General features: G+C 35.7%; 21 protein-coding genes. 11 read left to right on the top strand and 10 right to left on the bottom strand.

What is annotated here, in order from left to right; translation table 11 throughout:
• Positions 1-15 precede the first annotated feature (15 nt).
• From BLT30_RS03135 to coaE, 4 genes are all read left to right on the top strand, one after another.
• Positions 16-1,626, top strand: a complete 1,611-nt coding sequence (locus tag BLT30_RS03135) for an LIC_10190 family membrane protein (RefSeq protein WP_139166558.1) — start codon at positions 16-18, stop codon at positions 1,624-1,626.
• A gap of 77 nt (positions 1,627-1,703) precedes the next feature.
• Positions 1,704-2,726 (top strand): Holliday junction branch migration DNA helicase RuvB, encoded by a 1,023-nt coding sequence (gene ruvB / locus BLT30_RS03140; RefSeq protein ID WP_089871330.1) that lies wholly within the window; start codon positions 1,704-1,706, stop codon positions 2,724-2,726.
• 256 nt (positions 2,727-2,982) lie between these two features.
• Complete coding sequence (locus tag BLT30_RS03145; RefSeq protein WP_089871331.1) at positions 2,983-3,849, top strand: MBL fold metallo-hydrolase; 867 nt, start codon at positions 2,983-2,985, stop codon at positions 3,847-3,849.
• Between the two features lie 51 nt (positions 3,850-3,900).
• A complete protein-coding gene (gene coaE, locus BLT30_RS03150) occupies positions 3,901-4,482 on the top strand; it encodes a dephospho-CoA kinase (RefSeq protein ID WP_089872873.1) in 582 nt (193 codons plus the stop codon).
• Positions 4,483-4,559: 77 nt separating this feature from the next.
• On the opposite strand, the gene BLT30_RS03155 is transcribed toward coaE, so the two are convergent.
• The 10 genes from BLT30_RS03155 to BLT30_RS03200 all read right to left on the bottom strand — a co-directional run bounded on the left by BLT30_RS03155 (position 4,560) and on the right by BLT30_RS03200 (position 12,288).
• Positions 4,560-7,490, bottom strand: a complete 2,931-nt coding sequence (locus BLT30_RS03155; protein ID WP_089871333.1) for a reprolysin-like metallopeptidase — start codon at positions 7,488-7,490, stop codon at positions 4,560-4,562.
• 114 nt (positions 7,491-7,604) lie between these two features.
• Positions 7,605-7,862 (bottom strand): GlsB/YeaQ/YmgE family stress response membrane protein, encoded by a 258-nt coding sequence (locus BLT30_RS03160; RefSeq protein WP_027384737.1) that lies wholly within the window; start codon positions 7,860-7,862, stop codon positions 7,605-7,607.
• A gap of 43 nt (positions 7,863-7,905) precedes the next feature.
• Positions 7,906-8,859, bottom strand: a complete 954-nt coding sequence (gene ftsY, locus BLT30_RS03165) for a signal recognition particle-docking protein FtsY (RefSeq protein ID WP_089871335.1) — start codon at positions 8,857-8,859, stop codon at positions 7,906-7,908.
• A 139-nt stretch (positions 8,860-8,998) separates the two neighbouring features.
• Positions 8,999-9,154 carry a DUF4295 family protein gene (locus tag BLT30_RS03170; RefSeq protein ID WP_074232947.1) on the bottom strand — a complete coding sequence of 52 codons (156 nt, stop codon included), beginning with the start codon at positions 9,152-9,154 and terminating at the stop codon, positions 8,999-9,001.
• A 19-nt stretch (positions 9,155-9,173) separates the two neighbouring features.
• Positions 9,174-9,356: a 50S ribosomal protein L33 gene (rpmG, locus tag BLT30_RS03175; RefSeq protein WP_027384735.1), complete on the bottom strand. Its 183-nt coding sequence runs from the start codon at positions 9,354-9,356 to the stop codon at positions 9,174-9,176.
• Entirely contained in the window at positions 9,356-9,604 is a 249-nt protein-coding gene (rpmB, locus tag BLT30_RS03180; RefSeq protein WP_027384734.1) for a 50S ribosomal protein L28, read from the bottom strand. Before rpmB ends, rpmG begins: the two co-directional genes overlap by 1 nt.
• A 154-nt stretch (positions 9,605-9,758) precedes the next feature.
• Positions 9,759-10,109, bottom strand: coding sequence for an arsenate reductase family protein (locus BLT30_RS03185; RefSeq protein WP_089871336.1), 351 nt, complete (start codon positions 10,107-10,109; stop codon positions 9,759-9,761).
• A 76-nt stretch (positions 10,110-10,185) separates the two neighbouring features.
• Positions 10,186-10,800, bottom strand: coding sequence for a deoxynucleoside kinase (locus BLT30_RS03190; protein WP_089871337.1), 615 nt, complete (start codon positions 10,798-10,800; stop codon positions 10,186-10,188).
• A gap of 85 nt (positions 10,801-10,885) precedes the next feature.
• Positions 10,886-11,644, bottom strand: a complete 759-nt coding sequence (locus BLT30_RS03195) for a hypothetical protein (RefSeq protein ID WP_139166559.1) — start codon at positions 11,642-11,644, stop codon at positions 10,886-10,888.
• Complete coding sequence (locus tag BLT30_RS03200) at positions 11,641-12,288, bottom strand: DUF6759 domain-containing protein (protein ID WP_139166560.1); 648 nt, start codon at positions 12,286-12,288, stop codon at positions 11,641-11,643. The genes BLT30_RS03195 and BLT30_RS03200 overlap by 4 nt, the downstream gene beginning before the upstream one ends.
• Before the next feature lie 239 nt (positions 12,289-12,527).
• Here BLT30_RS03200 and tsf point away from each other — a divergent pair, with 239 nt between their 5' ends.
• The 7 genes from tsf (at position 12,528) to BLT30_RS03235 (ending at position 24,010) form a co-directional block, all read left to right on the top strand.
• Positions 12,528-13,355, top strand: coding sequence for a translation elongation factor Ts (gene tsf, locus BLT30_RS03205; RefSeq protein ID WP_027384730.1), 828 nt, complete (start codon positions 12,528-12,530; stop codon positions 13,353-13,355).
• A gap of 100 nt (positions 13,356-13,455) precedes the next feature.
• Positions 13,456-15,789, top strand: coding sequence for a choice-of-anchor L domain-containing protein (locus BLT30_RS03210; protein WP_089871342.1), 2,334 nt, complete (start codon positions 13,456-13,458; stop codon positions 15,787-15,789).
• A 58-nt stretch (positions 15,790-15,847) separates the two neighbouring features.
• Complete coding sequence (locus BLT30_RS03215; protein ID WP_089871343.1) at positions 15,848-19,000, top strand: T9SS type B sorting domain-containing protein; 3,153 nt, start codon at positions 15,848-15,850, stop codon at positions 18,998-19,000.
• 116 nt (positions 19,001-19,116) lie between these two features.
• Entirely contained in the window at positions 19,117-21,825 is a 2,709-nt protein-coding gene (locus BLT30_RS03220) for a T9SS type B sorting domain-containing protein (protein WP_175487120.1), read from the top strand.
• 141 nt (positions 21,826-21,966) lie between these two features.
• On the top strand, positions 21,967-22,767 hold the full coding sequence (locus tag BLT30_RS03225) for a hypothetical protein (RefSeq protein WP_089872875.1): 801 nt from the start codon (positions 21,967-21,969) through the stop codon (positions 22,765-22,767).
• Positions 22,768-22,875: 108 nt separating this feature from the next.
• The gene (gene trmB, locus BLT30_RS03230) at positions 22,876-23,562 is read left to right on the top strand and encodes a tRNA (guanosine(46)-N7)-methyltransferase TrmB (protein ID WP_089871347.1); all 687 of its coding nucleotides are present in this window, start codon (positions 22,876-22,878) and stop codon (positions 23,560-23,562) included.
• Positions 23,555-24,010: a DUF6759 domain-containing protein gene (locus BLT30_RS03235; protein ID WP_089871349.1), complete on the top strand. Its 456-nt coding sequence runs from the start codon at positions 23,555-23,557 to the stop codon at positions 24,008-24,010. Before trmB ends, BLT30_RS03235 begins: the two co-directional genes overlap by 8 nt.
• The last annotated feature ends 16 nt before the right edge of the window (positions 24,011-24,026 follow it).

Consider the following 24,026-nt stretch of genomic DNA (forward strand, 5'->3'; position numbering starts at 1 on the left):
AAGCAATCTTTTTTTATGCTTTTACTTCTAATATCTATAATAGGATTATTGATCATTAATTTCGGAATGGGATCAATTATCAAAAATATTTTAAAAATCGATTGTCAGAGCTTTGCTTTGACTTCTTTTTTAGGGATTTTAAGTATTGCTTTTTTCCAAACCATAATTGCATTTTTTTCACCATTAAATATTTTTGATGAATCCGTTTTTCTAATTTTTGGATTGATTGGAATTCTTATTTTTCTAAAAAAGAAAGATTTTTCATATCCCGATATTAGAAAAAATTTCAACGTTTGGTTTTATTTTTTTGTTACAACTATCGTTTTTGTCGGCTCGTTTTCACCGTTTTTTTATGACCATTACAGTTATTACAGCCCAACCATATCGATGTTGAGAGAAGTTGGACTTGTAAAAGGAGTCTCCAATCTGGATCTATTATTAGGGCAATCTTCCTTTTGGCATATTTATCAATCTGGGTTTTCAAACATTTTGGACGGATTTCTGCGAATCAATTCTTATTTGTTGATCCTATTTTTGATGTATATTTACGAAAGAAGGCAGTGGGTCTTATTGGTTTTCATTCCATTTTTTCTAATTTTCATACAACAGCCAAGCCCGGACCTGCCAACATTTATAATCGCCCTAATTGTTCTAAATGAATTATTAAATAATACTGACAGGAAATTACTTTTGTACCTTTCAATATTTGCTTTTTGTATAAAACCAATAATGTTCTGGTTGCCATTATTAGTTGTGTTAGAAAGTATTAAAAAAAGAAGCTTCAAATTCCAAATGTTGCTTCCGATTTTTACTTTTGGGATTCTATTTTTAATAAAAAATCTCTGGCTTTTTGGTTTCCCGGTTTTTCCGGTTTCCACAATTGATTTTGATTTACCTTGGAAGCCCAGTCAGGAGATCCTAACCTATTCTTCTCAAATCGGGTTGATGAAATCTTATGATATGCATTATTCCTATCAGCAGATTCTGGATTTCAACCTTTTGGAAAAGATTTATCATTGGTTTACTATTGGATTCAAATCTGTTTTTAATATTGGAATTATATTAAGTATTTTGATTTTAGGATTTTTGGCTTTCAAGAAAAAAGATAGATTTTATGTATTACTTTTCATTTGTGTCTTAATTAAACTTGTTTTAATTATCATATTTTCAGCTCAGTATCGATTTTTTATTGATGTTTATTTGATCACGTTATTTCTTATCTTCAAAAATATTTCTGAGAAGAAAGTTATTTTCACATCTGTTGTTTTATCAATTTTAATTTCTACAATTTTCACCTTTCCTGGTTTTGTAAAAGACAAATTCCATATGGGGAAATGGATGGCAGGTTTTCAAATATCGCAATTTATCAAACCAATCGAATTCGGGTCCGAAATACCGAGACGCTATCAATTAGGAAATCTGAAATTCAATGCTACAAAAGGATTGGTTGATAAAACGTCTTTTCCAGCAATGTCTCTTTATTGGCTGAGGACTTATCAATATTATGGTGTATTTCCTCAGATTTCAGATCATGGATTTATCCAGAAAAAATTAACAGGGAAAGAGAAAATCAAACTCCAGGAAATCATTGATGATTTAGAAAGGCCCAAACAAAAAATACCTTAAAATTTCTCTATCTTTGAATATCATTTTAATTAAATTCAACTTTGGATTTAATTCTTCATTTTTAATTATTAATAGCAATGCCCGATTTTTTACATCCCGATAAAGACAATTATTCTGATGACGATTTGATTCAGGAAGAGAAGATCCGTCCGCAGAGTTTCAGAGATTTTGCAGGGCAAAGAAAAACATTGGACAATCTGGAAGTTTTCGTAGCTGCAGCTAAAAACCGGGGGCACGCTCTGGACCATGTTCTTTTGCACGGTCCGCCGGGATTGGGAAAAACAACTCTATCCCATATTATTGCAAACGAATTAGGCGTTAATTGCAAAATTACCTCAGGTCCAGTTCTGGATAAACCGGGAAGTTTGGCAGGATTACTTACCAATCTTGAAGAGAATGATGTTCTTTTTATAGACGAGATCCATCGCCTGTCGCCTATTGTGGAAGAATATCTGTATTCTGCGATGGAGGATTACAAGATAGATATCATGCTGGAAAGCGGTCCTAATGCGAGAAGCGTTCAGATCGGACTCAATCCTTTTACATTGATTGGTGCGACCACAAGAAGCGGGATGCTTACCAAACCGATGCTTGCAAGATTCGGGATCCAAAGTAGATTAGAATATTATACCATCGAGCTTTTAGGAATGATCATCGAAAGGAGCGCACGTGTCCTAGGCGTGAAGATCTATGAGGATGCTGCGCTCGAAATTGCAAGAAGGAGCCGGGGAACACCCAGGATTGCCAATGCACTTTTGAGAAGAGTGCGTGATTTTGCTGAAATTAAAGGGAATGGAGAAATTGAGATCGAAATCACAAAATTTGCACTGAATTCTCTCAATGTGGACGAATTTGGATTAGATGATATGGACAACAAGATTATGCGTGTGATGATAGAAAATTTCCGGGGAAAGCCAGTCGGGATTTCTGCACTTGCAACTTCCATCGGAGAAAATCCGGAGACTTTGGAAGAGGTCTATGAGCCCTTTTTGATTCAGGAAGGATTTATCATAAGAACCCCGAGAGGAAGAGAAGTGACAGACAAAGCCTATAAACATTTAGGGATTTCCAGACCGAAAAATCTTGGGGAATTGTTCTAATATGATTATTTAGACTACTTCGAACCACCTTATTGAGTTTGGGCAGCTTGATCCGCCCCCGTTCCCGCTTTTTTCTTTTTACCAAAAAAGAAAAAGAGCTCCACTCAGGTCGGGCTGCTGCAATTCGATGTTTATAATTCGGGATAATTTATTATATTAGTAAAAAACAAAAATTCCTATGAAATCACAATTATTAACAGATAGATATAAAGATTTGGTGATTGCATATGGCAAATAAAATAATAAATAACTATATATGAAACTCTATCCAATCCAATGCGGAAAATTCAAATTAGATGGTGGTGCAATGTTTGGTGTTGTTCCAAAAACGCTTTGGGAAAAAACAAATCCGGCTGATGAAAAAAATCTCATTGAATTAGGAACTCGTTCTCTTTTGGTAGAAGACGGTAAAAAATTAATCCTGATCGATTGTGGCCTTGGAGACAAACAAGATGAAAGATTCTTCGGACATTATTCACTTTGGGGAGATGATTCCTTAGACAAAAACTTGAAGAGATACGGATTTGTAAGAGAAGATATTACAGATGTTTTTTTGACACACCTTCATTTTGACCATTGCGGTGGTGCAGTGGAATGGAATGATGACAAATCGGGTTACAGACCTGCTTTCAAAAATGCACATTTCTGGACCAACGAAAATCATTGGAAATGGGCAACTGAACCCAATCCAAGAGAAAAAGCAAGCTTTCTGAAAGAAAATATTCTCCCCCTGGAAGAAAGCGGGCAGCTCAATTTCTTGCCACTACCAACAACCGGAAATTATGGATTTGCTCCCGATTTGAAAATGGATGTGATCTTTGTTGATGGACATACGGAAAAACAAATGCTTCCTGTTCTTCAATATCAGGAAAAAACAATTGTTTTTGCAGCTGATCTGATTCCTACGGTTGGTCATATTCCACAAGTTTATGTTATGGGTTATGATACACGACCATTACTAACGATGGAAGAAAAAGGGAAATTCCTAAAGCAATGTGTGGACAACGAATATCTTTTGTTCTTTGAACATGACGCACATAACGAATTGGCAAGCCTTAAAATGACTGAAAAAGGTGTGAAACTTGATCAGACATTTAGTTTTAATGAAGTTTTTGGATATTAATAAATTATGGATATAAAAGATACGATTTCGACTCAGGACGAAGATGTTCCCATACCCAAGATAATTGGATTGACTGGCGGAATTGGTTCCGGAAAAACATCGGTCGCAAGAATTTTAGAAGAAAAAGGATTTCCTGTTTATTATTCTGATAATGAAGCAAAGAATATTGTCAACAAAGATTCTGTTCTCAAAGAAAAGATCACTGAGCTTTTAGGAAAAGGTGCTTATTCTGATGGAGTTTATAACAGAAAGTATGTTGCTGAAAAAGTTTTTAATAATTCTGAATTATTGGAACAATTGAATCATTTGATTCATCCGGCTGTAAGAATCGATTTTGATAAGTGGGTTGCTGCCCAGGATTCTGAATTTGTTTTTAAAGAAACAGCTCTTCTTTTTGAATTAAAATTGAATCTACAATGCTATAAGTCTCTTCTTATTACTGCTGATGACAATCTCAGGATCAAAAGAACTATGGATAGAGATGGCAAAACTTATAGAGAAGTAGAGACTGTGATCCAAAAGCAAATGCCGGAAAAAGAAAAATGTAAATTGGCGGATTATATCATTTACAACAATTCCGACCAAGAAAGTCTGAGGGTTGCAACAGAAGCTTTTATAGAAGAACTTAAATGAATTTTTAATACCATAAAAAAATAAAACTCCCCGAATCTTTGATTCGGGGAGTTTTTGTTATTTCAATAAACGATGTTTTAGTTTTTGATGAATTTAGTTTGAGATTTTTCTCCGTCAGATTCTAATGATAAGATGTAAACACCTTTTGTCAATTTAGAAACATTTACTTTTCCGTCAGTAGTTCCTTGATTTACCAATTGTCCGCCTACAGAGTAGATCTCGAATTTAGTTTTAGAAGAAACATTAGAAATATTGATCACATCTACCGCAGGATTTGGATAAATACTGATATTATTTTTCTTAACATCTGTTACCGCAAGTGTTTCTGATATTTTAACTGCATAATCTTCAACCTCTCCGTAAGTGAAAGAAGCACAAGGACCAGTCGGTGCAGTGGAGTATCTCATGATCACTCTCATTCCTACAGTTTTGTCTCCGGTGTATGCCGTGGAAGGAACAGCAAAAGTAGCACTAACTGTTGCTGTTGTACTAGCAGCACTTGTCATTACTTTTTCAGAATCTTCGTAAGTTCCGTTTCTGTTAAAATCGATCCAGACTGCAACAGCCTCGCTGTAAGTAGTTCCTGTCCAAGCTTTGGTAACAGCTATTGTATTTCCTGTGGAATTTTTCACCAATTGAACTAATCTTGTATTATCAGATCCATAATTGGTATAGTAACCTGCTCCGGAATTACTTGTCATTACCGTACCTCCGCCAGCTGGTGTTACTACCACTTTTGAGATATATTCATCTGAAGAATCAGAAGAAGTAACTGTACAGTAAGTTATGCCTGTTGTTCTGAAAGTTTTGCCGGAATAAGTTCCTGTAGTTCCACTACAGATAGAAGCGACTTCTACATTATATTCTGTGTCTTCTTCTAATTGTGTGAGCGTGTAAGTATTGGTTGTGATGCCATTTACAATGGTCCAGTTTGTATCAGTAGTTTTTTTGTAACGTAAAGAATAAGTGGCATTGGCGATAGCGTCCCAATCAACTTTAGCACCAGTCTGTGTGATACTAGATACAGCAACTCCTGCAGGAGCTGTGCCATCACAATTTACCATTGCGGATACTGTTACTTTGCCTACAGCATAAAATACATTATCGATTGCTGATACTCTAACTATGATCTGTGTATCTGTAGGAATACTTGAGAAACTCAATTCTTCTGAACCATCATTGGCGGTAGAAGCAGATAAAACTGTCCAGGTAGTTCCATTATTTGTAGTGTAATCTATTTTAACATTGGCAACGCTATATGGTGCCGCATTGGTGTTCACAACATCCCAAGTAAATGCGGAAGCAGCATTATTATAAGCTTTGGTCGTGCTAACTTTGAATGGTCCATCATTTCCTACAGTGATCAATTGAGAACCGATCTGGGTCTGTTGTTGTTTGATATCGGCATTATTATCTCTTACCGTTACACGGAAGTTCATAGCTCTCGCAACATTAGAAACTGCTTCCCAATCAGCAGCACTTGATAAGGTTCCATTCAAGACATTGCTTAGTTTAGGGAAATATCTGTAAGGTAGATCAGAACCAGTAAGAGATCTGAATTTTGGTCCAGCTGTATTATTGCCTGTAACAGTTGTTATGGCGCTGGTAGCTCTGTCATATTCTTCCCAAGTGTAAGTCAACGGGTCGCTTTCCGGATCTGTAGCAGAAGCGGTTAAAACGAAAGCTGTTCCTTTAGGAATTGTTTTGTTTGCCAAAGTTGCTACTACTGGTGGATTGTTTGTAATGGCAGTGCTTACCTCACAACTCTGAGTATTAACATAGGTCTGAACCTGCTCTATACTTCTAACATGGAAGTAAGCATCGGAATGTGCCTGTACATCTGCGCTTGTAATCCCGGCGTAACCCATGATGGTAGATCCGGAACCAGGTTCCATATGTGCAGTATTGTAAGGGGCTGATTGAATACCATGTGAAAAAGTATGGTCAGCTCCGAACTGATGCCCCATTTCATGAGCTACATAATCAATATCGAAGTTATCTCCTTCTGGACCACCTGATCCCGGAGAAGTAAAAGCTGACCCTTTAGCTTCTTCATCTGAATTGCTGGAAGGATTTCGGCAAACATTACCGATATCTCCTGCGCTTCCACCGCCTCCCGAACGTCCAAATAAATGACCTATATCGTAAGCGGCATTGCCGATAACCGAAGTTAGTGTCTGCTGGATTTCAAGGTTCCATGCTCCTCCTGCTCCAGTAGAAGCATCAGAGTATGGATCGGTCGCTGCATTGGTGTAGATCAATTGAGGGAAATCCTGGACATTCATATGAATGGCAAAATCTTTTTCAAAAACACCATTTACTCTCGTCATTGTAGCATTGATGGCTGCTGCTGCCTGAGGAACGCCTCCGAAATACGTCGTATATTCTCCTGTCACAGAAATAGCCAGTCTGTAAGTTCTGTACTTTTTATCACTGGATCTACTGAAGTTGGTAACGTCATGGGTGAAATCTGTAGAATTGGAAAGATCTTCCATTTGCTTTTTGCTTAGTAATGACTCAGAGGTGGTACATTCAAAAGCTTTGCCTTCTGACCTTTTATTGGTCTTTGGGAAAACACCATAAACAGATCTGTCTTTGTTCTGTGGTTCAATAAACTCATATTGTCCATTTCTGAACATCATAGATTGAAAGTCATATGGAGATATACTGAATCTCACGTAGACAGTTGGGTCATCTACTTTTACACCTGTATAAGATCCTAACTGATAACGATCTGCCATAGATTTTTCAACGACAGGTAAGCTATAGACTGCAAATTTTTCTATTTTACCTTCCAAGGTTGGTAAATTGATAATGATCGCTTTGCTATTTTTTCCTGTTTCCTCAGCTTTTACCAATTGTGCTCTGATGGCATCGATATCCAATGCATAATAATTGGTAACCTTTGTTTCGCGTAACTTTTCTCCTTTCATAGAAGTAGGGCTCCATTGTGCCAAAGCACTTGCTACCATTCCAAATGAAAAAAGAGTAGTAAAGATTTTCTTCATACTTTAATTTAATTTAATTTCAAATATATGTGATTTTATTATTAAAAAAAAAATGCATCAGTGATTCTGATGCATTTTTGTTATTTTTATCTAATTTCAATTGAAAAAATTCACTTATTTTTTAGTGACCATTCTATATAAGAATAATAGTAATATAGATCCTCCAATTGCCAAAAGCCAGCTTTTCGGACTCCAGAAAGAATCCACATCGCCCCAGCCCAGGACATAGGTTCCAATTGCCCCGCCAAGGAAAGAGCCTACAATTCCAATGATGATTGTTACAATCCAGCCGCCAGGATCATTTCCAGGATGAATGGCTTTTGCGATAGCTCCAGCGATAAGGCCGAAGATAATCCAAGTTAAAATACCCATAGTTTAATTTTTTTAATGTTAATATTAAGATCAAATGATTTTGTTATCTCTTCTTGAAAAATGAATTAACAAATTCCATACCATTAAAAATCTGAAGATCTTGGATCTTTTCACCTACACCTATATACTTCACGGGAATTTGAAACTGATCGGAAATACCAATTACGACACCGCCTTTTGCCGTCCCGTCTAATTTTGTTACTGCCAACGCTGTTACTTCTGTAGCGGCTGTAAATTGTTTAGCTTGTTCGAACGCGTTCTGTCCGGTAGAACCATCTAGAACCAGTAATACCTCATGTGGAGCATCAGGAATTACCTTTTGCATCACACGTTTTATTTTGGACAATTCGTTCATTAGATTCACTTTGTTGTGTAATCTTCCTGCTGTATCTATGATCACAACATCTGCATTTTGAGCAACTGCAGATTGAACTGTATCGAAAGCAACAGAAGCTGGGTCTGATCCCATCTCTTGTTTTACAATAGGAACACCAACACGCTCACTCCAGATTACTAATTGATCCACGGCTGCGGCCCGGAAAGTGTCTGCAGCTCCCAGAACAACTTTCAAACCTTGAGATTTGAATTGATGAGCGAGTTTTCCAATGGTTGTGGTTTTGCCAACACCATTCACGCCTACAACCATTATGACATAAGGTTTCTTGCTTGTGTCGATATTGTCTGTGTCTAGATGCGGATTGTCCAAAAGAAGACCGGTGATTTCTTCCCTAAGGATATTGTCGAGTTCGCTGACGTTGACATATTTATCTCTAGCCACTCTTTCTTCGATTCTTTTGATAATTTTGATCGTAGTTTCTGCGCCTACATCAGAAGCGATAAGAACTTCTTCCAGATCATCCAGAACTTCATCATCTACCGTGTTTTTTCCAACAACAGCTCTGGAGATTTTATCGAAAAAACCTTGACTGGATTTTTCCAGACCTTTGTCAAGCGTTTCCTTGTCTTCTTTTTTGAATATTTTTTTGAACCAACTCATTTTAGTTATAATTGATCAATAATAATTGATAATTGATTTTTCAGATCAAAAGTCTTAGGATCTGAATTTATTTAAAACAAATATAACAAAAAAACTACCCTGAAAAAGAGTAGTTTTTATATTGTATTCGGGTGAGAGATTATTTTTTCAAAAATCCTTCAACTTCGTCAGCGTTCATTACTTTTTCTTCAAAAACGTAAGCATCAGATTTAGAAGACTTCACCATTTTGATTACTTTTGTCATTTTCTTTGAACCAGCTCCACCTTGAAGTGTTGCTACTACTTTCTTTGCCATTGTAAAATATTTTTATATATTACTTAATTTCTTTGTGAACAGTGTATTTCTTAAGAACCGGATTGAATTTTTTAAGTTCCAATCTTTCTGTAGTGTTCTTTTTATTTTTTGTAGTAATGTATCTTGACATTCCCGCTACTCCGCTTTCTTTGTGCTCAGTGCATTCTAGAATTACCTGAACTCTGTTACCTTTTTTAGCCATTACTTAGTAGTGTTTTTAATAAATCCATTTCTAGCAGCTCTTTCAAGTGCTTCCTCTATTCCAATCTTATTGATCACTCTTAATCCGTGAGCAGAAACTTTAAGAGTTACTGATTTTTCTTGCTCAGGAAGATAAAATTTCTTCTCTAGTAAGTTAATTTCAAAACGTCTTTTCGTTTTGTTATTAGCGTGAGAAACATTGTTTCCTACCATTGCACGCTTACCTGTTATTTGGCAAATTCTTGACATATCTCGATGTTCTTTTGACTAATGAATATTTGAGAGTGCAAAATAACGGATTATTTTCCGGATAGCCAAATTATTTTTAAAATAATTAATAAAAAACGAACGTGAAATATTTGATAATTAATATCTCACGTTCGTTTCTGTGTGTAAGTATAATTTAGTTTTCTATAAAGAATTTTACATTCTCCAAAGGATTTCCAGGCATTGCGATCTTACCTTTTATCAGGATAGGGCATTGTATCAATTCTGGATTCAGGGCAATTACTTTCAAAGCTTGTTCATCGTCTACGGATTCTGATTCTGAAAAGTACTTTTTAAAAAGTTCTGTAGAATGCCTCAGGACCCTGCTCGGGTTTTTATTAAGTTTTTTAAATAGCGTTCTTAATTCAAACAGACTTAACGGATCTTTGTTAATATCAATGATCTGAAACTTGATATCATTCTCGTCCAGATATTCCAAAATAGCTTTGGACTTCGGACAGCTGTTGTTATGAATTACTTTTATCATAATAGTGATGCTTTAAATTAAAACTTTGGCGATTATGATTTTTCTAGATCTGTCAAATTATTTCGCCAAAAATAATTTAAAACAAACCATTCAGCTCTGCATCAATTCTTTCTAATATATAACCGAAATCTTCTGGTTTTTCTACAAAATCCAAGTTGTCAACATCTATAATAAGGAGTTTACCTTCTTTATAGTTCTCTATCCAGTTTTGATATTTGTTATTCAGTTTTGATAGGTAATCTATACTGATCCCAGCCTCATATTCCCTTCCTCTTTTAGAGATTTGTCTTACCAGGGTGGGAACATCTGCTCTAAGATAAATTAGCAGATCTGGTGCCGAAACGAAGTCTTTCATCAGCTTGAAAACCGATAGATAATTGTTAAAATCACGTTCGGAAAGAAGGTTCATTTCTGCAAGGTTTTCAGCAAAGATGTGTGCATCTTCGTAGATCGTTCTGTCTTGAATTACGTTCTTTCCACTCTCGCGAATCTCTTTTACCTGTCGGAATCTGCTTCCCAAGAAGTAGATCTGCAAAGCAAAACTCCATTTTGACATGTCACCATAGAAATCATCCAAATAAGGATTGTGATCAACATCTTCGAATTGTGCTTCCCAATTGTAATGCTTTGAAAGCATTGTGGTTAGTGTTGTTTTTCCGGCTCCGATATTCCCAGTGACAGCGATGTGCATTCTTTGTTATAATTGATGAGTTATAATTGATAAATGATAATATTGATAAATCGAAACTATAAAATCCTTTATGATTTATCGACTATCAATTATTTTTGTAAAGATAAAGCTTGTCTTTTATGAGTGCCAAAAATCCGGAGTTATTTTTATCCACAATTTTTGCGTTCTGATTTTGGAAAATTTCGGATAAGGATCTTCCATCAAATTTTTTGATGCTTTGGGCTTCAAATATCAAAATATCATCATTGGCCCGGCGGAGTTTTCTCGGATTAGTAACGTTTGCCGAGTAGAGCAAAGAGGCTTTTGTATTGTACACTTCAAATGTGTTCTCTCGTAGAATATATATCTTATTGTTATATACCAAAAAATCCAAGAGCGACTGAAGATTGATATTGAAAGGAAAGGAATTGATGACAGAATTGCTTCTGAAATTATATTGAACCAGGGTTTTGTTGCTGTCATCTACCAGCCAGGCAAATTGAAGATCTTCAGAATAAACAGCTTTTATGAATCCAAAATTATTGTTGAGATTTATTTTTTGGATTTCGTTCAGATTCTGGTCCAGAAACTTGATTTCCTGTGCATTTTCCGAAAACATGACAATGTTGAGAGGATTGGTGACGCTCTGGGTCTTGTATGGAAAGGTCATCATGACTTTCCCTAGTTGTTTGCCGGTCGTGTCGTATTTTGCCAGGCTCAGGTCTTTCTTTTTATATAAATATATATTCCCATAATCATCTCCTAAAAGTTCAGCCGTGTCTATAAGTTGTAGAGAATCTAAACGTATTGTTTTCTGCGGGAAAAAAAATAATGGAAATAATAATATGAGCAATGATGATCTCAATTGGACTGCTTTGTAGAATTAAGAGTAATGATAATGTCTTTGGTTATGGCCTTGTTTTGATTGTAGATGGCGTCGCAAATGGAAGTTGACAAGTTGTAGCTGCCTTTGTCTACAAGGATGTAATTCTGCCCGTTGGAGGGAACTGTAAGGTTATAGAATTTTTTACCACTGATTTTTACCACAAGATTACAGGCTGATTTGTTAACAATTTGCACAATGGCCTCTTTTTTATTCGGGTTATTATTAAAAAGACTTGTGAGTAGTGCTGCCGTGTTTTTTGCTTGTTGAGAGGGTTCTACTTTTGTGTTTGACCCTTTCGCTTTTTCAGGGGTTTCTGTTTTTGTTATTGTAGTTTTTGCTGGTTCAGGGGTATTGGGATCTTCTGTAGTTCCTATCTTGGAAGTTTTTTCTATTTTCTTTTCAGTCATTTGAGTAATAGTTGGCTTTGCGACCTGGTCGGTGCCTAGGTATCTTAAGGTCAAGGCTCTTTTTTTCAGCTCGGGAACAGCTGGATGTTTAGGGTTATCTCGGATGAATTTTTCCACAATGCCTCTGTCTTTGGTGCTTTTTGCCTCAAAGACGCTTACCTGTGAAAACATACAAATGGAAACTAGAAAGAATGAAAGTAAAAATATCTTCTTCATTATATTATAAGGACTAATTTTATTACGAACGTAAAAATAGGTCAAATCTTGTAATATCCGTTAAGAATTTTGATTAAATAAATGTTAGGTTTTGATTGATTTGTGAAAAATACTGATAGTATCTTATTTTTAACTAAGAATACAATGATGTATTATTTTTTTATAAAAATCACTATATTTGCACGCTGAAAAACATGAAGGAGGAAAATCAAAAATCAAATATAAAAATAATCAATATTATGTCTTACACACCAGTAGCTGCAGACGTAGCAAAGTTAAGAAACACCACAGGTGCAGGAATGATGGACTGCAAAAAAGCTCTAGTAGAAGCTGAAGGAGATTTCGAAAAAGCAATTGATATCCTTAGAAAAAAAGGACAGAAAGTAGCTGCTAACAGAGCGGACAGAGATTCTTCTGAAGGTGCGGTTATCGCAAGAGTGAACGAGGATAATACTTTAGGAGTTATTATTTCTTTGAACTGTGAAACTGATTTCGTTGCTAAAAATGAAGCTTTCATCGAGTTGGCTTATGAGTTAGCTGAGATGGCGATCTTTGCTGCTACTAAAGAAGAATTATTGGCTACAGATTTCCACGGACTTACTGTTGCTGACAAATTGATCGAGCAAACAGGTGTTATCGGTGAGAAGATCGAGATCGGAGCATTCGAAAGAATCGAAGGTCCTTTCTTGGGAGCTTACATCCACGCTGGAAACAAGATCGCTGCGATCACTTCTCTTTCTGCAAAAGTTGACGGAGCTGACGAAGCTGCAAAAGCTGTTTCTATGCAGGTTGCTGCAATGAACCCGATCGCATTGGACGAGAATGCTGTTTCTCAGGAAACTATTGATAAAGAATTGGAGATCGAAAGACATAAATTGACTGAAGAAGGTAAGCCTGCAAACATTATCGATAATATCCTGAAAGGTAAAATGCAGAGATTCTACAAAGATAATACCTTGGTACACCAAGATTTCATCAAAGATTCAAGCTTATCAGTTGCTAACTATGTAAAATCTGTGAATGCAGATCTTAAAGTGACAGGCTTTATCAGAGTCGCTCTTTCTTAATCCGGACTTTAATTAAAATATTTAAAATCCTGCTAAAATTTTTAGCGGGATTTTTTGTTTGGGATTTTAAGAGTAAATTTGTAGCCTTTTATTATGTTAAATGAAATATTCTATTTTTTCATATAAACTTTTTGTTATTCTGCTGTTGGTGTTTGGTTTTGCTAAAGCGCAATTTATTACAGTTGATAACAGCACATACTCCGATTATCAATTGGTAGCGGATAAATTCATTGGTACTCAAAATTTGAGCTGCGTTTCTATATCTAACGTAAAGGTTTCTGGTGGAAATATTGGTGGTAGTGATTCTAGTTACGGATTTTTTACGAAAGGAACAAGTTCATTTCCAATGAATGAAGGAATTATCTTGTCTACAGGCAGTGTTTTAGCTGCACCCGGACCAAAAGGAGCGATACAGGATGTTTCAGCATCCGGATGGATAGGTGATCCGGATTTGGCAGACGCATTAAGATTGCCTGTTTCGGATCTTACTAACGCCACAGTTTTGGAATTTGATTTTTCATCTACGCTTAGTGATAAAGTTAGTTTTCGATATATGTTCCTTTCTGAGGAATATTACACGGGAAATTACAGTTACAGCGATGCGTTTGCATTTCTTATCAAGGAAGCGGGAAGTACAGACCCATATACCAATATCGCCATAGTTCCCGGAACCAATAATCCCGTTTCAGTAACCACTATAAATGATATTACTAATGATAAATATTTTGGTGGTTTTATTGGAATTGACAATCCTTCTGCAAGTGCTACCAATTTCAACGGACAAACCAAGATTCTGACAGCAGTCGCCGATATAAAACCCGGTACAAATTATCATATCAAATTGGTAATAGCGGATGAAAAAAATTACAGATACGATTCTGCTGTGTTTTTGGAAGCTGGTAGTTTTACAGGAAATATAGAACTTTTACCAAATATAGAAACCGATGATTCTGCTATTATTTGTGATAGCACTCTGGGTATTGAATTAAAACCAAAAAATTTGATTAGTGATTTGGGAGCAACATATAAATGGACAGAAGATAGTAACCCCGGTGTTGTATTATCATCTAATCCTACTTATCCTACAAATACCCCAGGAAATTATAGGTTAGAAGTAAAATTGAGTAGTGGTTGTACGCTCGCTGGCAATATTAGAGTTGAAAATGCACCGGTCGCAATCATTGATAATTCTCCGATAATGATTTGTGATGATGACTTTGATGATAAATATAAAGAGAAATTGTCGAAGTTTACGAATCAAATTGTGACTAATTTTAACAGAGATTTCAAAGTTGAATATTATACACAAGCCGGAACACAGATTAATCCTGACAATAATTTTGAATTTACACAGAATCCTCAGGATATTACCGTTAAAGTTGGTGCGTTCAGCTGTACGCCGGACACCTATACTTTAAGATTTTATCACGGTTCTCAACTCCAGATGAACTATCCGCAGCAACCAACCACAATTCCGGTCTTTGATGTCTGCGATAATGAGCTGAAAGGGAATAAAACCGAAAATCTGGATGATTATATTGGTTTGATGACTACTGAAGTGCTCAATCCTGCTGATGTCAAATTCTATGAAAAAATATCAGAACTTAAAGCGGATAACCCTTCAATTAACAAGTCACAAACCCTAAGCACAACACAGACTGAAAAAACATTTTATATAAGAATCACTAAGCCTGGCAATTTCTGTGACAATTATTCGGTGTTTAAATTGAGATTCAAACAACCGAAAAAATCTGTAATGCTTAAAGATACAATTATCTGTAAGAATACAGCAACAGATTTGGAAGTAGAGCCCACCTTTGATTATTATGAATGGAGCAATGGAGAACAAGGCACAAATGTTACTAAAATCAAAGACCAAAAAGCTGGTAATTATTGGGTGAAGTTAACATCCAATGGCTGTGTTTATCAACAGTTTATAAAAATATCAGAACCACAAGATTTAGTCATTGATAATGCTTTAATAGAAGGTAATAAGGTAACTGTTCTCGCAGCAAACGGAATTCCGCCATATCAGTATAGTCTGGACGGGCAGCCCTATCAGTCCGGCAATGTTTTCGAAAATATTCCAAAAGGTGACCATACTATTGAGGTAATGGATGCTTGCGGTTCTGTAGTAAGAGATTTTTCTATCATTAATGTTAAAAATATCATCACGCCTAATGATGATGGGAAAAATGATACGATCGATTATTCTGATCTGATGACGAAATTGGAACCGAGATTGGAGATTTATACCAGAAATGGAACCTTGGTTTTCAAAGGAAATCCTGAGAATCAATATATCTGGAACGGAAAACTAAATGGAAGACCTTTACCTACATCATCCTATTGGTATATCCTGGAATGGAATGAGTCTGGAAATCCCAAACGTGTACAACATACGGGCTGGGTTCTTCTGAAAAATAGAAATTGATTGTGTTGAAATAATAGATTGCTTTTTTTACATTTGTAATAATATCCTAATTATTATAATGAAGAAAGCTTTACAAATTTTAATATTTCTTATATTCTCGATAAAATCTTTTGCGCAGTTAGATAGGGAACATTGGTTTGCACCAATGTATGATGGACAAAGTAATCATTCTGGTTACGAGCAATTCCTGCATCTTTCAACTAATGAAATTACACCTTTTACAGTTTCAATTTACAATAATAATACCCTCATAGAACAGAGGACGATCAGCAAAGGCTCACCTGCTGTTGTTGAAATACCTCGTAACTATATTATAACAGATGATGATAGTTATGAGCTTAATATGGTTATTACAAAAGGTCTGTATGTAAAAGGAGATAGGCCGTTATTTGCTAATCTTCGCTTTGGGGTTACAAATCACTCAGAGATCATTACATCTAAAGGGACCGCGGGTATCGGTACAGATTTTTATACAGTTATGGCGCCCAATGCTTTGAATGGCTACGGTTTTGGTGCTTCTGCAAGTGTTCTTGCAACGGAAGATAATACAACAGTTACCATAGGTGGCTTTAAAAAGAATATTGACTTTAATACTTATGGATTCGCAACAGAATTCACTTTTAAACTAAATAAAGGAGAGGCTTATATTTTGGATGTGAGATCCACTAATCCAAACAACTGGGATGGATTTATAGGAGCCAAAGTTACTTCTGACAAACCTATTTCTATGTCAAATGGTAATTTTAATGGGCAGTATGCTTCATCGACGGCAATTGGGTCAGATATTCTTATGGATCAGTCCGTTCCGGTAAATAAATTGGGAGACGAATTTGTGATTGTCAAAGGATACGGAAAAATTGGAAATAATATGGAGGGAGCGATTATAGTCGCTACCCAAAAAAATACTTCAATTTATCTTAATGATGATGTCATTCCAGTAAAAGTATTAGCTAATGAAGGAGATTACTATCGTGTAGAAGAAACCAAATATGTTGATAGGGGAAATGGACATTACAATCTCCATATTAAAACAGATAAGAATACCTATGTTTATCAGCTCCTTGGTGGTGTGGAGGGTGGTGATTCTCCTCTTGCAACCGGAGGGATGAATTATATTCCACCACTTAATTGCTATCTCCCCCGTAAAATTGACGAAATAAGTTATATCAATAAAATTCAGGAGACAGATGATGAAGATAGGTTTGTTACCAAATTAAATATTATTACAGAAAAAGGTGCTAAGGTCAAAGTTAATGGTGTAATTCCATCTTCTGCTTATGGTCCTTATGATATTTCAAATATAGCAGCAAACCAACAATGGGTTTCTTATTCTATCCCAGGTGTAAAAGGAAATATTACAGTAGTATCAGATAAGGCTGTTACGGCGGGGATTGCAAGTGGCAATGGAGCTTTTGGTTATGGTGGATATTTTGCGGGCTTTTCATCAATCCCTTTAATTTTGAAAACCGAAGGTGAATGTCTTCCGGGAGTTAAATTGGAAGTTACTGAAGGTTTTGATTTTTATCAATGGGAAATAAAAAATGAGTTGGGAATATTTGTAAATGCACCCGTAACAACTGAACATCCATCAAATAAAATGTTTTATTATTATCCTCAAAAGGCGGGTGTTTATAGGGTTAGAATTCAACAAGGATCTTGTCTGGAAATCAAAACGGATGAATTTAAATTCTATAATTGTACAACCTATACCAATGTAAACTATGAGACTTGCACAGAAATATCAGATATCACACCTGAATTTAGTTTAAGTTCACAAACTCCAGGCATTCCAACTATTACTGAACAGGCAAAAAAAGGTCTGGCGGAAGTCCTTCCTAACGGGCACATAAAATATACCGCCAATTCTGGAGAGTCTGGAGTTGATACTTTCAAATTTTCATTTTGCGGCAAAGATGTTTTGCCTGATTGTGAAATTATTCAAGCGACAATACAAATTAACCAGATCGTTGGGAAGGATGATATTTTAACAGAATGTACATCTACTGGAATAGCGGAATATGACCTTCGTAAAGCTAATGTTACTTCTGATAGTTCTGTAAAGAAAGTTTATTATAAAACACTGATTGGGGCACAGTTTGAAATTGATAGTGATGAGATCAAAAATTTTACAGAATATTCATCCGCAGATGCAACGGTATATGTAAGAATCAAAAATTCTAAAAATTGTACCGCTATTCAGAAAATAGCATTAAAAACTATTTTTTTTCCAGTAATTAATACGTCAATAACTGTAGAAGAATGTGACGATGATTTTGATTCCCAAAAACTAATTCAGAATCTGGATAATTATAAAGTATTATTTACAAATGATTCTTCAGTATCGGCTAAATTCTATGTCAAGAGATCTGATGCACAAGATCTTGCCTCTATTAATAATATCAATGAAATTAATGTTAATAGGCAACAGCTTCTGTATGTGAGACTTTATAATGCTGCGGGCTGTTCTTCGGTGGCAGAATTTACCATTAAAATTAAATTACCTAAAAAATCAGATACATTGGCCGATAAAACCATCTGTCCAGAAACAAAAACATATCTGGATGCAGGTGAGGGCTTTACATATAAATGGTATAGAGAATCGGATCCGGGAACTATGATCGGTGATTCACAGGTTATAGATGGTCTGGAGATAGGGAAATACTTCGTAATATTAACAGCGCCAAACAACTGTCCATATAAACAGAGTGTAGAAATAAAAGCCGCAGAATTACCAGAGATCGAATCCATAGAGATCAATGGAAGCACAGTGAAAATAAATGCCAGAGGTGGTGTTAAGCCTTATAAATATGCAATAGATAATGGAAGTTACCAGGACTCAAATATTTTTACAGATGTTTCACCAGGATTACATAAAGCCTATGTGATTTCTGCTAATGATTGTGACCCTGTTGAAAAAGAATTTTCTGTGATAAAGATCTATAACCTTGTTACGCCTAATAATGATGGTGTCAATGATGTTCTGGATATGTCAAATCTTGATTTTAAAAAGAATGTCAAGTTCCAGATTTTTGATAGAGAAGGAAAAAAACTATTCGAGGGAAACGCGACCAATCACTACATTTGGGATGGAAAACAAAACGGGAAATCTCTGCCAAGTTCCAGTTATTGGTATATTTTGGAATGGCAAGACTTTGAGAATTCCACACCAGTAAAATATACAGGTTGGGTCTTACTAAAGAATAGAACCTAGATTCTATTGATAAATAGATCTCTTTTTTTACATTTTTAATACCTTCGATTATAACCATGAAGAAAATATTACAAATCTTACTCTTTTGCCTATTATCCATAAAGATATCTGCCCAGATGGATACCGAGCATTGGTTTGCGCCGATGTTTGATACATATATTGTTTTGAATCCTGATTATGATAATAGCTTGAATGGAGATTTTTTGTATCTCTCAACCGATTCTGTTGATGATTTCGAGGTCGTCATATATTCAGGAGAAGTTGAGTTGGATAGAATGACCATTCGCAAAGGTAATCCCAAGTATATAAAATTACCACCAAATGTAATTACTACTACAAATCCTTCGGACACTTTTTTATCGGCAAAAAAAGGCTTGCATCTTGTTGGCGGTAGAAAGTTCTTAGCAAATCTAAGACTTTTAAGAGGCCCGCATGCTGAGATTATTAATTCCAAAGGATTCGCAGGACTGGGAACGGATTTTTTGGGGACAATGACTCCTCTCGCTACTACACCTATTTATGGGGTCCTTAGTCAAAATACTCAGATTAATATATTAGCAACAGAAAATAATACCTCTGTGAAGATAAGTGGATATGATCCCAATATTTTATTCCTTAATAATACGCAAAGTCCGGAATTGAATATAAAGCTTAATAAAGGTGAGTCTTATATGGCCGTTGTGCCATATAGAATAGTTGATCATCTTAATGTGTTAGTGGATGATCCCTATGAGAACTATTTTGGACTGGTCGGGGCAAATATTCATTCTGATAAGCCTATTAGTGTTACGAATGGTAATTTCAATGGTAATTATATAAATAGATATAGCGGTAGTGATATTCTGATGGATCAGGCGATTCCAACAAATCGTTTGGGTAGAGAATATGTTATAGCAAAAGGAAATGGTGCTTTGGATGTACCTGGGGGCGGAGGCCTCGACATGGAACGTGTCATTGTAATGGCAATCAAAGATGGTACTAAAGTAACAGTTAATGATAGCCCGACCGTTTATCTGCTTAATAAAGGACAGTATAAAATTTTATATGCTTCTTCATTTTATAAAAATCAAGGTAACGGCGTTTATAACATGTATGTCAAAAGTACAGAGGACGTCTATGTTTATCAACTTTTGGCGGGTACGAACGATGTCGGTTATCAATTTGCTTCTGGTGGGATGAATATGGTTCCTGCTCTCAATTGTTTGTTGCCAAATCAAATTGTAGAATTGCCCGAAGTAAACCAGATGGGAATTAGAGATGATTTTAATACTAATATAAACATCATTACAAAAAGCGGAGCGCAGGTAACAATGAATGGAGAGTTGTTGAATGGTTTATATGGGCCTTACCCTGTTTCTGGAACTTCTGAATGGGTTCTCTTTTCAAAGAAAAATGTAAAAGGTAATGTTTCCATATATTCTACAAAGGCTGTTACAGCAGGTCTGGCTGGTGGTAATCAAGCTGTTGGTTATGGTGGTTTTTTTGGTGGTTTTAGCTCAATCCCCCAAATTACCAAAAAGGGGACTTGTGCTATCGGTGTAAAATTACAGGTCGATGATGGATACGATTTTTACGAATGGTATCATAATGGTCTGTTGATAGCATCTGGAGGGGATTCATTTTTGATAGATCCTGAAAATTATGGTTCGGGTAGCTATTATTGTAAAATTTCCAAATCAGATTGTGGGTCTTTTTCGACTGACCCCTATATTTATACCAAATGTCCGGAGTTTACAGTGAAAAATTTTGATACGGGCAATTGTAAAACCGTTGAAATCCCTGTGTCCTTCTCTTCAGTCCCATTAAAGCCGGTTAATTGGGATAGCGTTCTGGTTACGGAACAGCCAGAAGAAGGGTCAGCTTATTATGATAAATCTTCTGGCAAAATAATTTTTGATCCGGATAATACAGATCTAAAAATTGTAAAATTCAAATATTATTTTGAAACTACTGGGGCCTATCCGGATTCGGAAGAGGTTACAGTCACCGTGAATATTGCACATATCAATCTGACAAATATGGAAGATGTGCAATGTGTTGGTTTTGACGGAAAAGGAATCTATAATCTAAAGACTATTTTTGAAAAAACTGTTAACCAGGATTCGACATATGATAAATATGAATATTTTGAAGATTCTTCATTAACACAAAAAATACCGGAGGTTAATTTAACCGATTTCTATTATCAAGTGGAAAGTTATAAATCTGAACCGGGGAAAACTGTTTACGTAAAAGTTACGAATATCTACGGTTGTGATAATAAAAGTAAACCTGCTGAAATTGCCCTCAAAACTTTTGAATTGCCTGTGATCAATACTATCGATGTGAAAGATAGTAATTCTGTTACTATAAGTGTGTCCAAAGGAAATTCTCCGTATCTGTATTATATCAAAAAAAATGGTGCGCTGGATTTTCTTCCTGCCGATTCGGATTATAGTTCGTCCAGTACACTCCCGATCAAAGATGGTAAAGGTTCTTATACAGTATATGTAAAATCTGTGGATAATTGCTATCCGGTAACGAAGGTATTCTTGGTTGTCGGGATTTCAAATACCATTACGCCAAATGGTGATGGTAAAAACGATACAATAGATATGTCGATGATATCGGACAAAATTAATCCGAAATTTCAGATTTTTGACAGAAACGGCATAAAGGTATTTGAAGGTTCTACCGCCAATAATTATATATGGACAGGTAAGGAGAACGGAGTGTCTATTTCCACAGGGACTTATTGGTATTTCCTACAATGGCAGGATTTCGAAAACGCAGAGCCGGATATTATAAAAGGCTGGATTCATCTTAAAAATCGAAGTTCAGAGTAACTTTTTTAACAGTTATTTTCTTATAAAGTCTTTAATTCTAATTACTTAACAAAAAGCTGATAAAGTTTAATAAAATTTTAACCTTATCGGCTTTTTTTTGTAATGGTTCTGCATGTATTTCTCTATAAATTTGCCGACAATATGAAGAAGATATTTACAATTTTAACATTGTTTTGCATGGCCTGTGTTTATGGGCAATTCCTGAATGGAGAAATTTATATCAGGGACAAATCCAGTCTTTACCTCAATCAGGTCTATGTGACCAATGTAAATGAGCATAAAAGTGTCGTTGCAAATTATAATGGCGAGTTTCACATCAATGCAAAAGAAGGTGATATTATCAGATTTACTTCTATAGCCACGGAAAGAAAAGACCTTGAGGTTACAAAAGAAATGCTGGAAAGGAGCAAAACTTTTGTAGAATTACAGATTGCTTATTACGAGATCCAGGAAGTTATTCTAAGTTCCTTTCGGCCTACAGGTAATCTGAGAAGAGATGTAGCTATGCTGAAATCTTCTGAGAAAGCATTTGAATTGAAGAAAATGATAGGGCTGCCGGAACCAAAGGGAGATGGGACATCGCCCGATATTCCTGTATTGTCATTCAATCAGGGACTGAGTTTCAGTATCAATAGTATCTTCGATTTGATATCGGGAGAGAAGAAGAAGAAGGAACGATATTACCAATACGAAAAGATGAGCAAGCATATCAAGGATCTGCAGAATTATTATGGAGATGATTACTTTATCAAAATGAAAATACCTAAGGAATTGATCCCTAATTTTCTGCAGTTCGTTTATAGCTCGGATAACATTACCGCTTTCCTAGAATCGGATAATTATGAAGCTGCTAAGATATATATAGAGAAGTATCTGCCGATATATCTTAAAAGATTACAAAACTCACACCTGATGCAGGTGGTGGGGACTGAAATTAAATAATAAAATATTTTTTATATAAATTATCAAATAATAATGAATTATTTTTCTGTAAATCATTAAAATTATTTATTTTTATTGCGTTTTTAAAATTGGAAAGAAGACTTATAAATGGGAAAAGGAAAAAACAAACTTGCTAGATTCGAAGAAAACAGGCATTTAACTAATGTAATTCAACCGACAAGGGAACAGGCCATCAATGATTTTGAACACAAAGGAAAGTGGCACGAGTTTTTTGGAAATAGCAATCCTATTGTTTTAGAACTTGGATGTGGTAAGGGCGAGTATTCTGTTGGGTTGGCCAAATCTTTTCCATACAAGAATTTCATTGGTGTCGATATCAAAGGTGCCCGGTTCTGGTTCGGTGCAAAAGAAGCGATTGATAAAGGACTTAAGAATGTCGCTTTTCTTAGAACCCAGATAGAGCTCATAGATAATGTCTTTGCCGAAAATGAAGTCTCGGAGATTTGGATCACGTTTCCCGATCCTCAGATCAAATACAGGAGAACCAAGCACCGGCTTACGAATCCTGAGTTTTTGGATAGATACAGAAGTATTTTGAAAAGAGATGGGGTGATTCATCTGAAGACAGATTCAGAGTATCTTCATGGTTATACTTTGGGATTGTTACAGGGTTTAGGCCATGAGGTTCTGACGGCGCATCACGATATTTACGGCGCACCGGAATATCAGCCAGACACGCCGCTTCTCAGAGATGTGAGAACCTATTATGAGGAACTGTTTTCTTCCAAGGGAAAAACGATAACTTATATAAAATTTAAATTGAAAGATGAATAAACTGATCTTGCTTATTTTGGGTAGTTGCTTAATGAGTTGTGCAACCAGTTCTGTTTCTCCTATTTTGAGGAAAAACTCAGAAGTATCATTGAAGATAGACCAATTTAAGCCAAGTCAGGAAAAATTAAGCATAGAGAATAAAGCGATCACTTTGCTCAATCAGCTTTTCAATTCTGATGAATCCAATAAAAATATGGTCTTGATCATCAATAATGATTCTGACTGTGATTTTACGATGAATATTGCCGGGGCTAAAAATTATAGTTTGCCTGTTGGTTCCAGAAAGGCAGAGAGTATTATTCTGGAGCAAGGTGATTATGAGTTGACATCCGAGGTGTGCAATGGAGCTTACAAGACAAAAAAGACTTTTGCGGAGAATACGCAATTGAATATAAAATATACTTTCGTGAAAAATGAACCTAAGCCGGTTGAACCGGTGATTCAATAAAAAAATACCTTCCAAA

The sequence above is a fragment of the Epilithonimonas hungarica genome (genome assembly GCF_900102265.1).
In the GTDB taxonomy this organism is placed as follows: domain Bacteria; phylum Bacteroidota; class Bacteroidia; order Flavobacteriales; family Weeksellaceae; genus Epilithonimonas; species Epilithonimonas hungarica.

Bases quoted from the DNA above. Each gene is read 5' to 3' on its own strand.
- BLT30_RS03190 (WP_089871337.1), bottom strand. From the start codon at position 10,800: ATGCACATCGCTGTCACTGGGAATATCGGAGCCGGAAAAACAACACTA.
- trmB (WP_089871347.1), top strand. From the start codon at position 22,876: ATGGGAAAAGGAAAAAACAAACTTGCTAGATTCGAAGAAAACAGGCAT.
- BLT30_RS03215 (WP_089871343.1), top strand. From the start codon at position 15,848: ATGAAGAAAGCTTTACAAATTTTAATATTTCTTATATTCTCGATAAAA.
- BLT30_RS03135 (WP_139166558.1), top strand. From the start codon at position 16: ATGCTTTTACTTCTAATATCTATAATAGGATTATTGATCATTAATTTC.
- BLT30_RS03235 (WP_089871349.1), top strand. From the start codon at position 23,555: ATGAATAAACTGATCTTGCTTATTTTGGGTAGTTGCTTAATGAGTTGT.
- BLT30_RS03160 (WP_027384737.1), bottom strand. From the start codon at position 7,862: ATGGGTATTTTAACTTGGATTATCTTCGGCCTTATCGCTGGAGCTATC.
- ftsY (WP_089871335.1), bottom strand. From the start codon at position 8,859: ATGAGTTGGTTCAAAAAAATATTCAAAAAAGAAGACAAGGAAACGCTT.
- BLT30_RS03155 (WP_089871333.1), bottom strand. From the start codon at position 7,490: ATGAAGAAAATCTTTACTACTCTTTTTTCATTTGGAATGGTAGCAAGT.
- rpmG (WP_027384735.1), bottom strand. From the start codon at position 9,356: ATGGCTAAAAAAGGTAACAGAGTTCAGGTAATTCTAGAATGCACTGAG.
- BLT30_RS03225 (WP_089872875.1), top strand. From the start codon at position 21,967: ATGAAGAAGATATTTACAATTTTAACATTGTTTTGCATGGCCTGTGTT.
- BLT30_RS03210 (WP_089871342.1), top strand. From the start codon at position 13,456: ATGAAATATTCTATTTTTTCATATAAACTTTTTGTTATTCTGCTGTTG.
- BLT30_RS03170 (WP_074232947.1), bottom strand. From the start codon at position 9,154: ATGGCAAAGAAAGTAGTAGCAACACTTCAAGGTGGAGCTGGTTCAAAG.
- rpmB (WP_027384734.1), bottom strand. From the start codon at position 9,604: ATGTCAAGAATTTGCCAAATAACAGGTAAGCGTGCAATGGTAGGAAAC.
- BLT30_RS03220 (WP_175487120.1), top strand. From the start codon at position 19,117: ATGGATACCGAGCATTGGTTTGCGCCGATGTTTGATACATATATTGTT.
- ruvB (WP_089871330.1), top strand. From the start codon at position 1,704: ATGCCCGATTTTTTACATCCCGATAAAGACAATTATTCTGATGACGAT.
- tsf (WP_027384730.1), top strand. From the start codon at position 12,528: ATGTCTTACACACCAGTAGCTGCAGACGTAGCAAAGTTAAGAAACACC.
- BLT30_RS03145 (WP_089871331.1), top strand. From the start codon at position 2,983: ATGAAACTCTATCCAATCCAATGCGGAAAATTCAAATTAGATGGTGGT.
- BLT30_RS03200 (WP_139166560.1), bottom strand. From the start codon at position 12,288: ATGAAGAAGATATTTTTACTTTCATTCTTTCTAGTTTCCATTTGTATG.
- BLT30_RS03185 (WP_089871336.1), bottom strand. From the start codon at position 10,109: ATGATAAAAGTAATTCATAACAACAGCTGTCCGAAGTCCAAAGCTATT.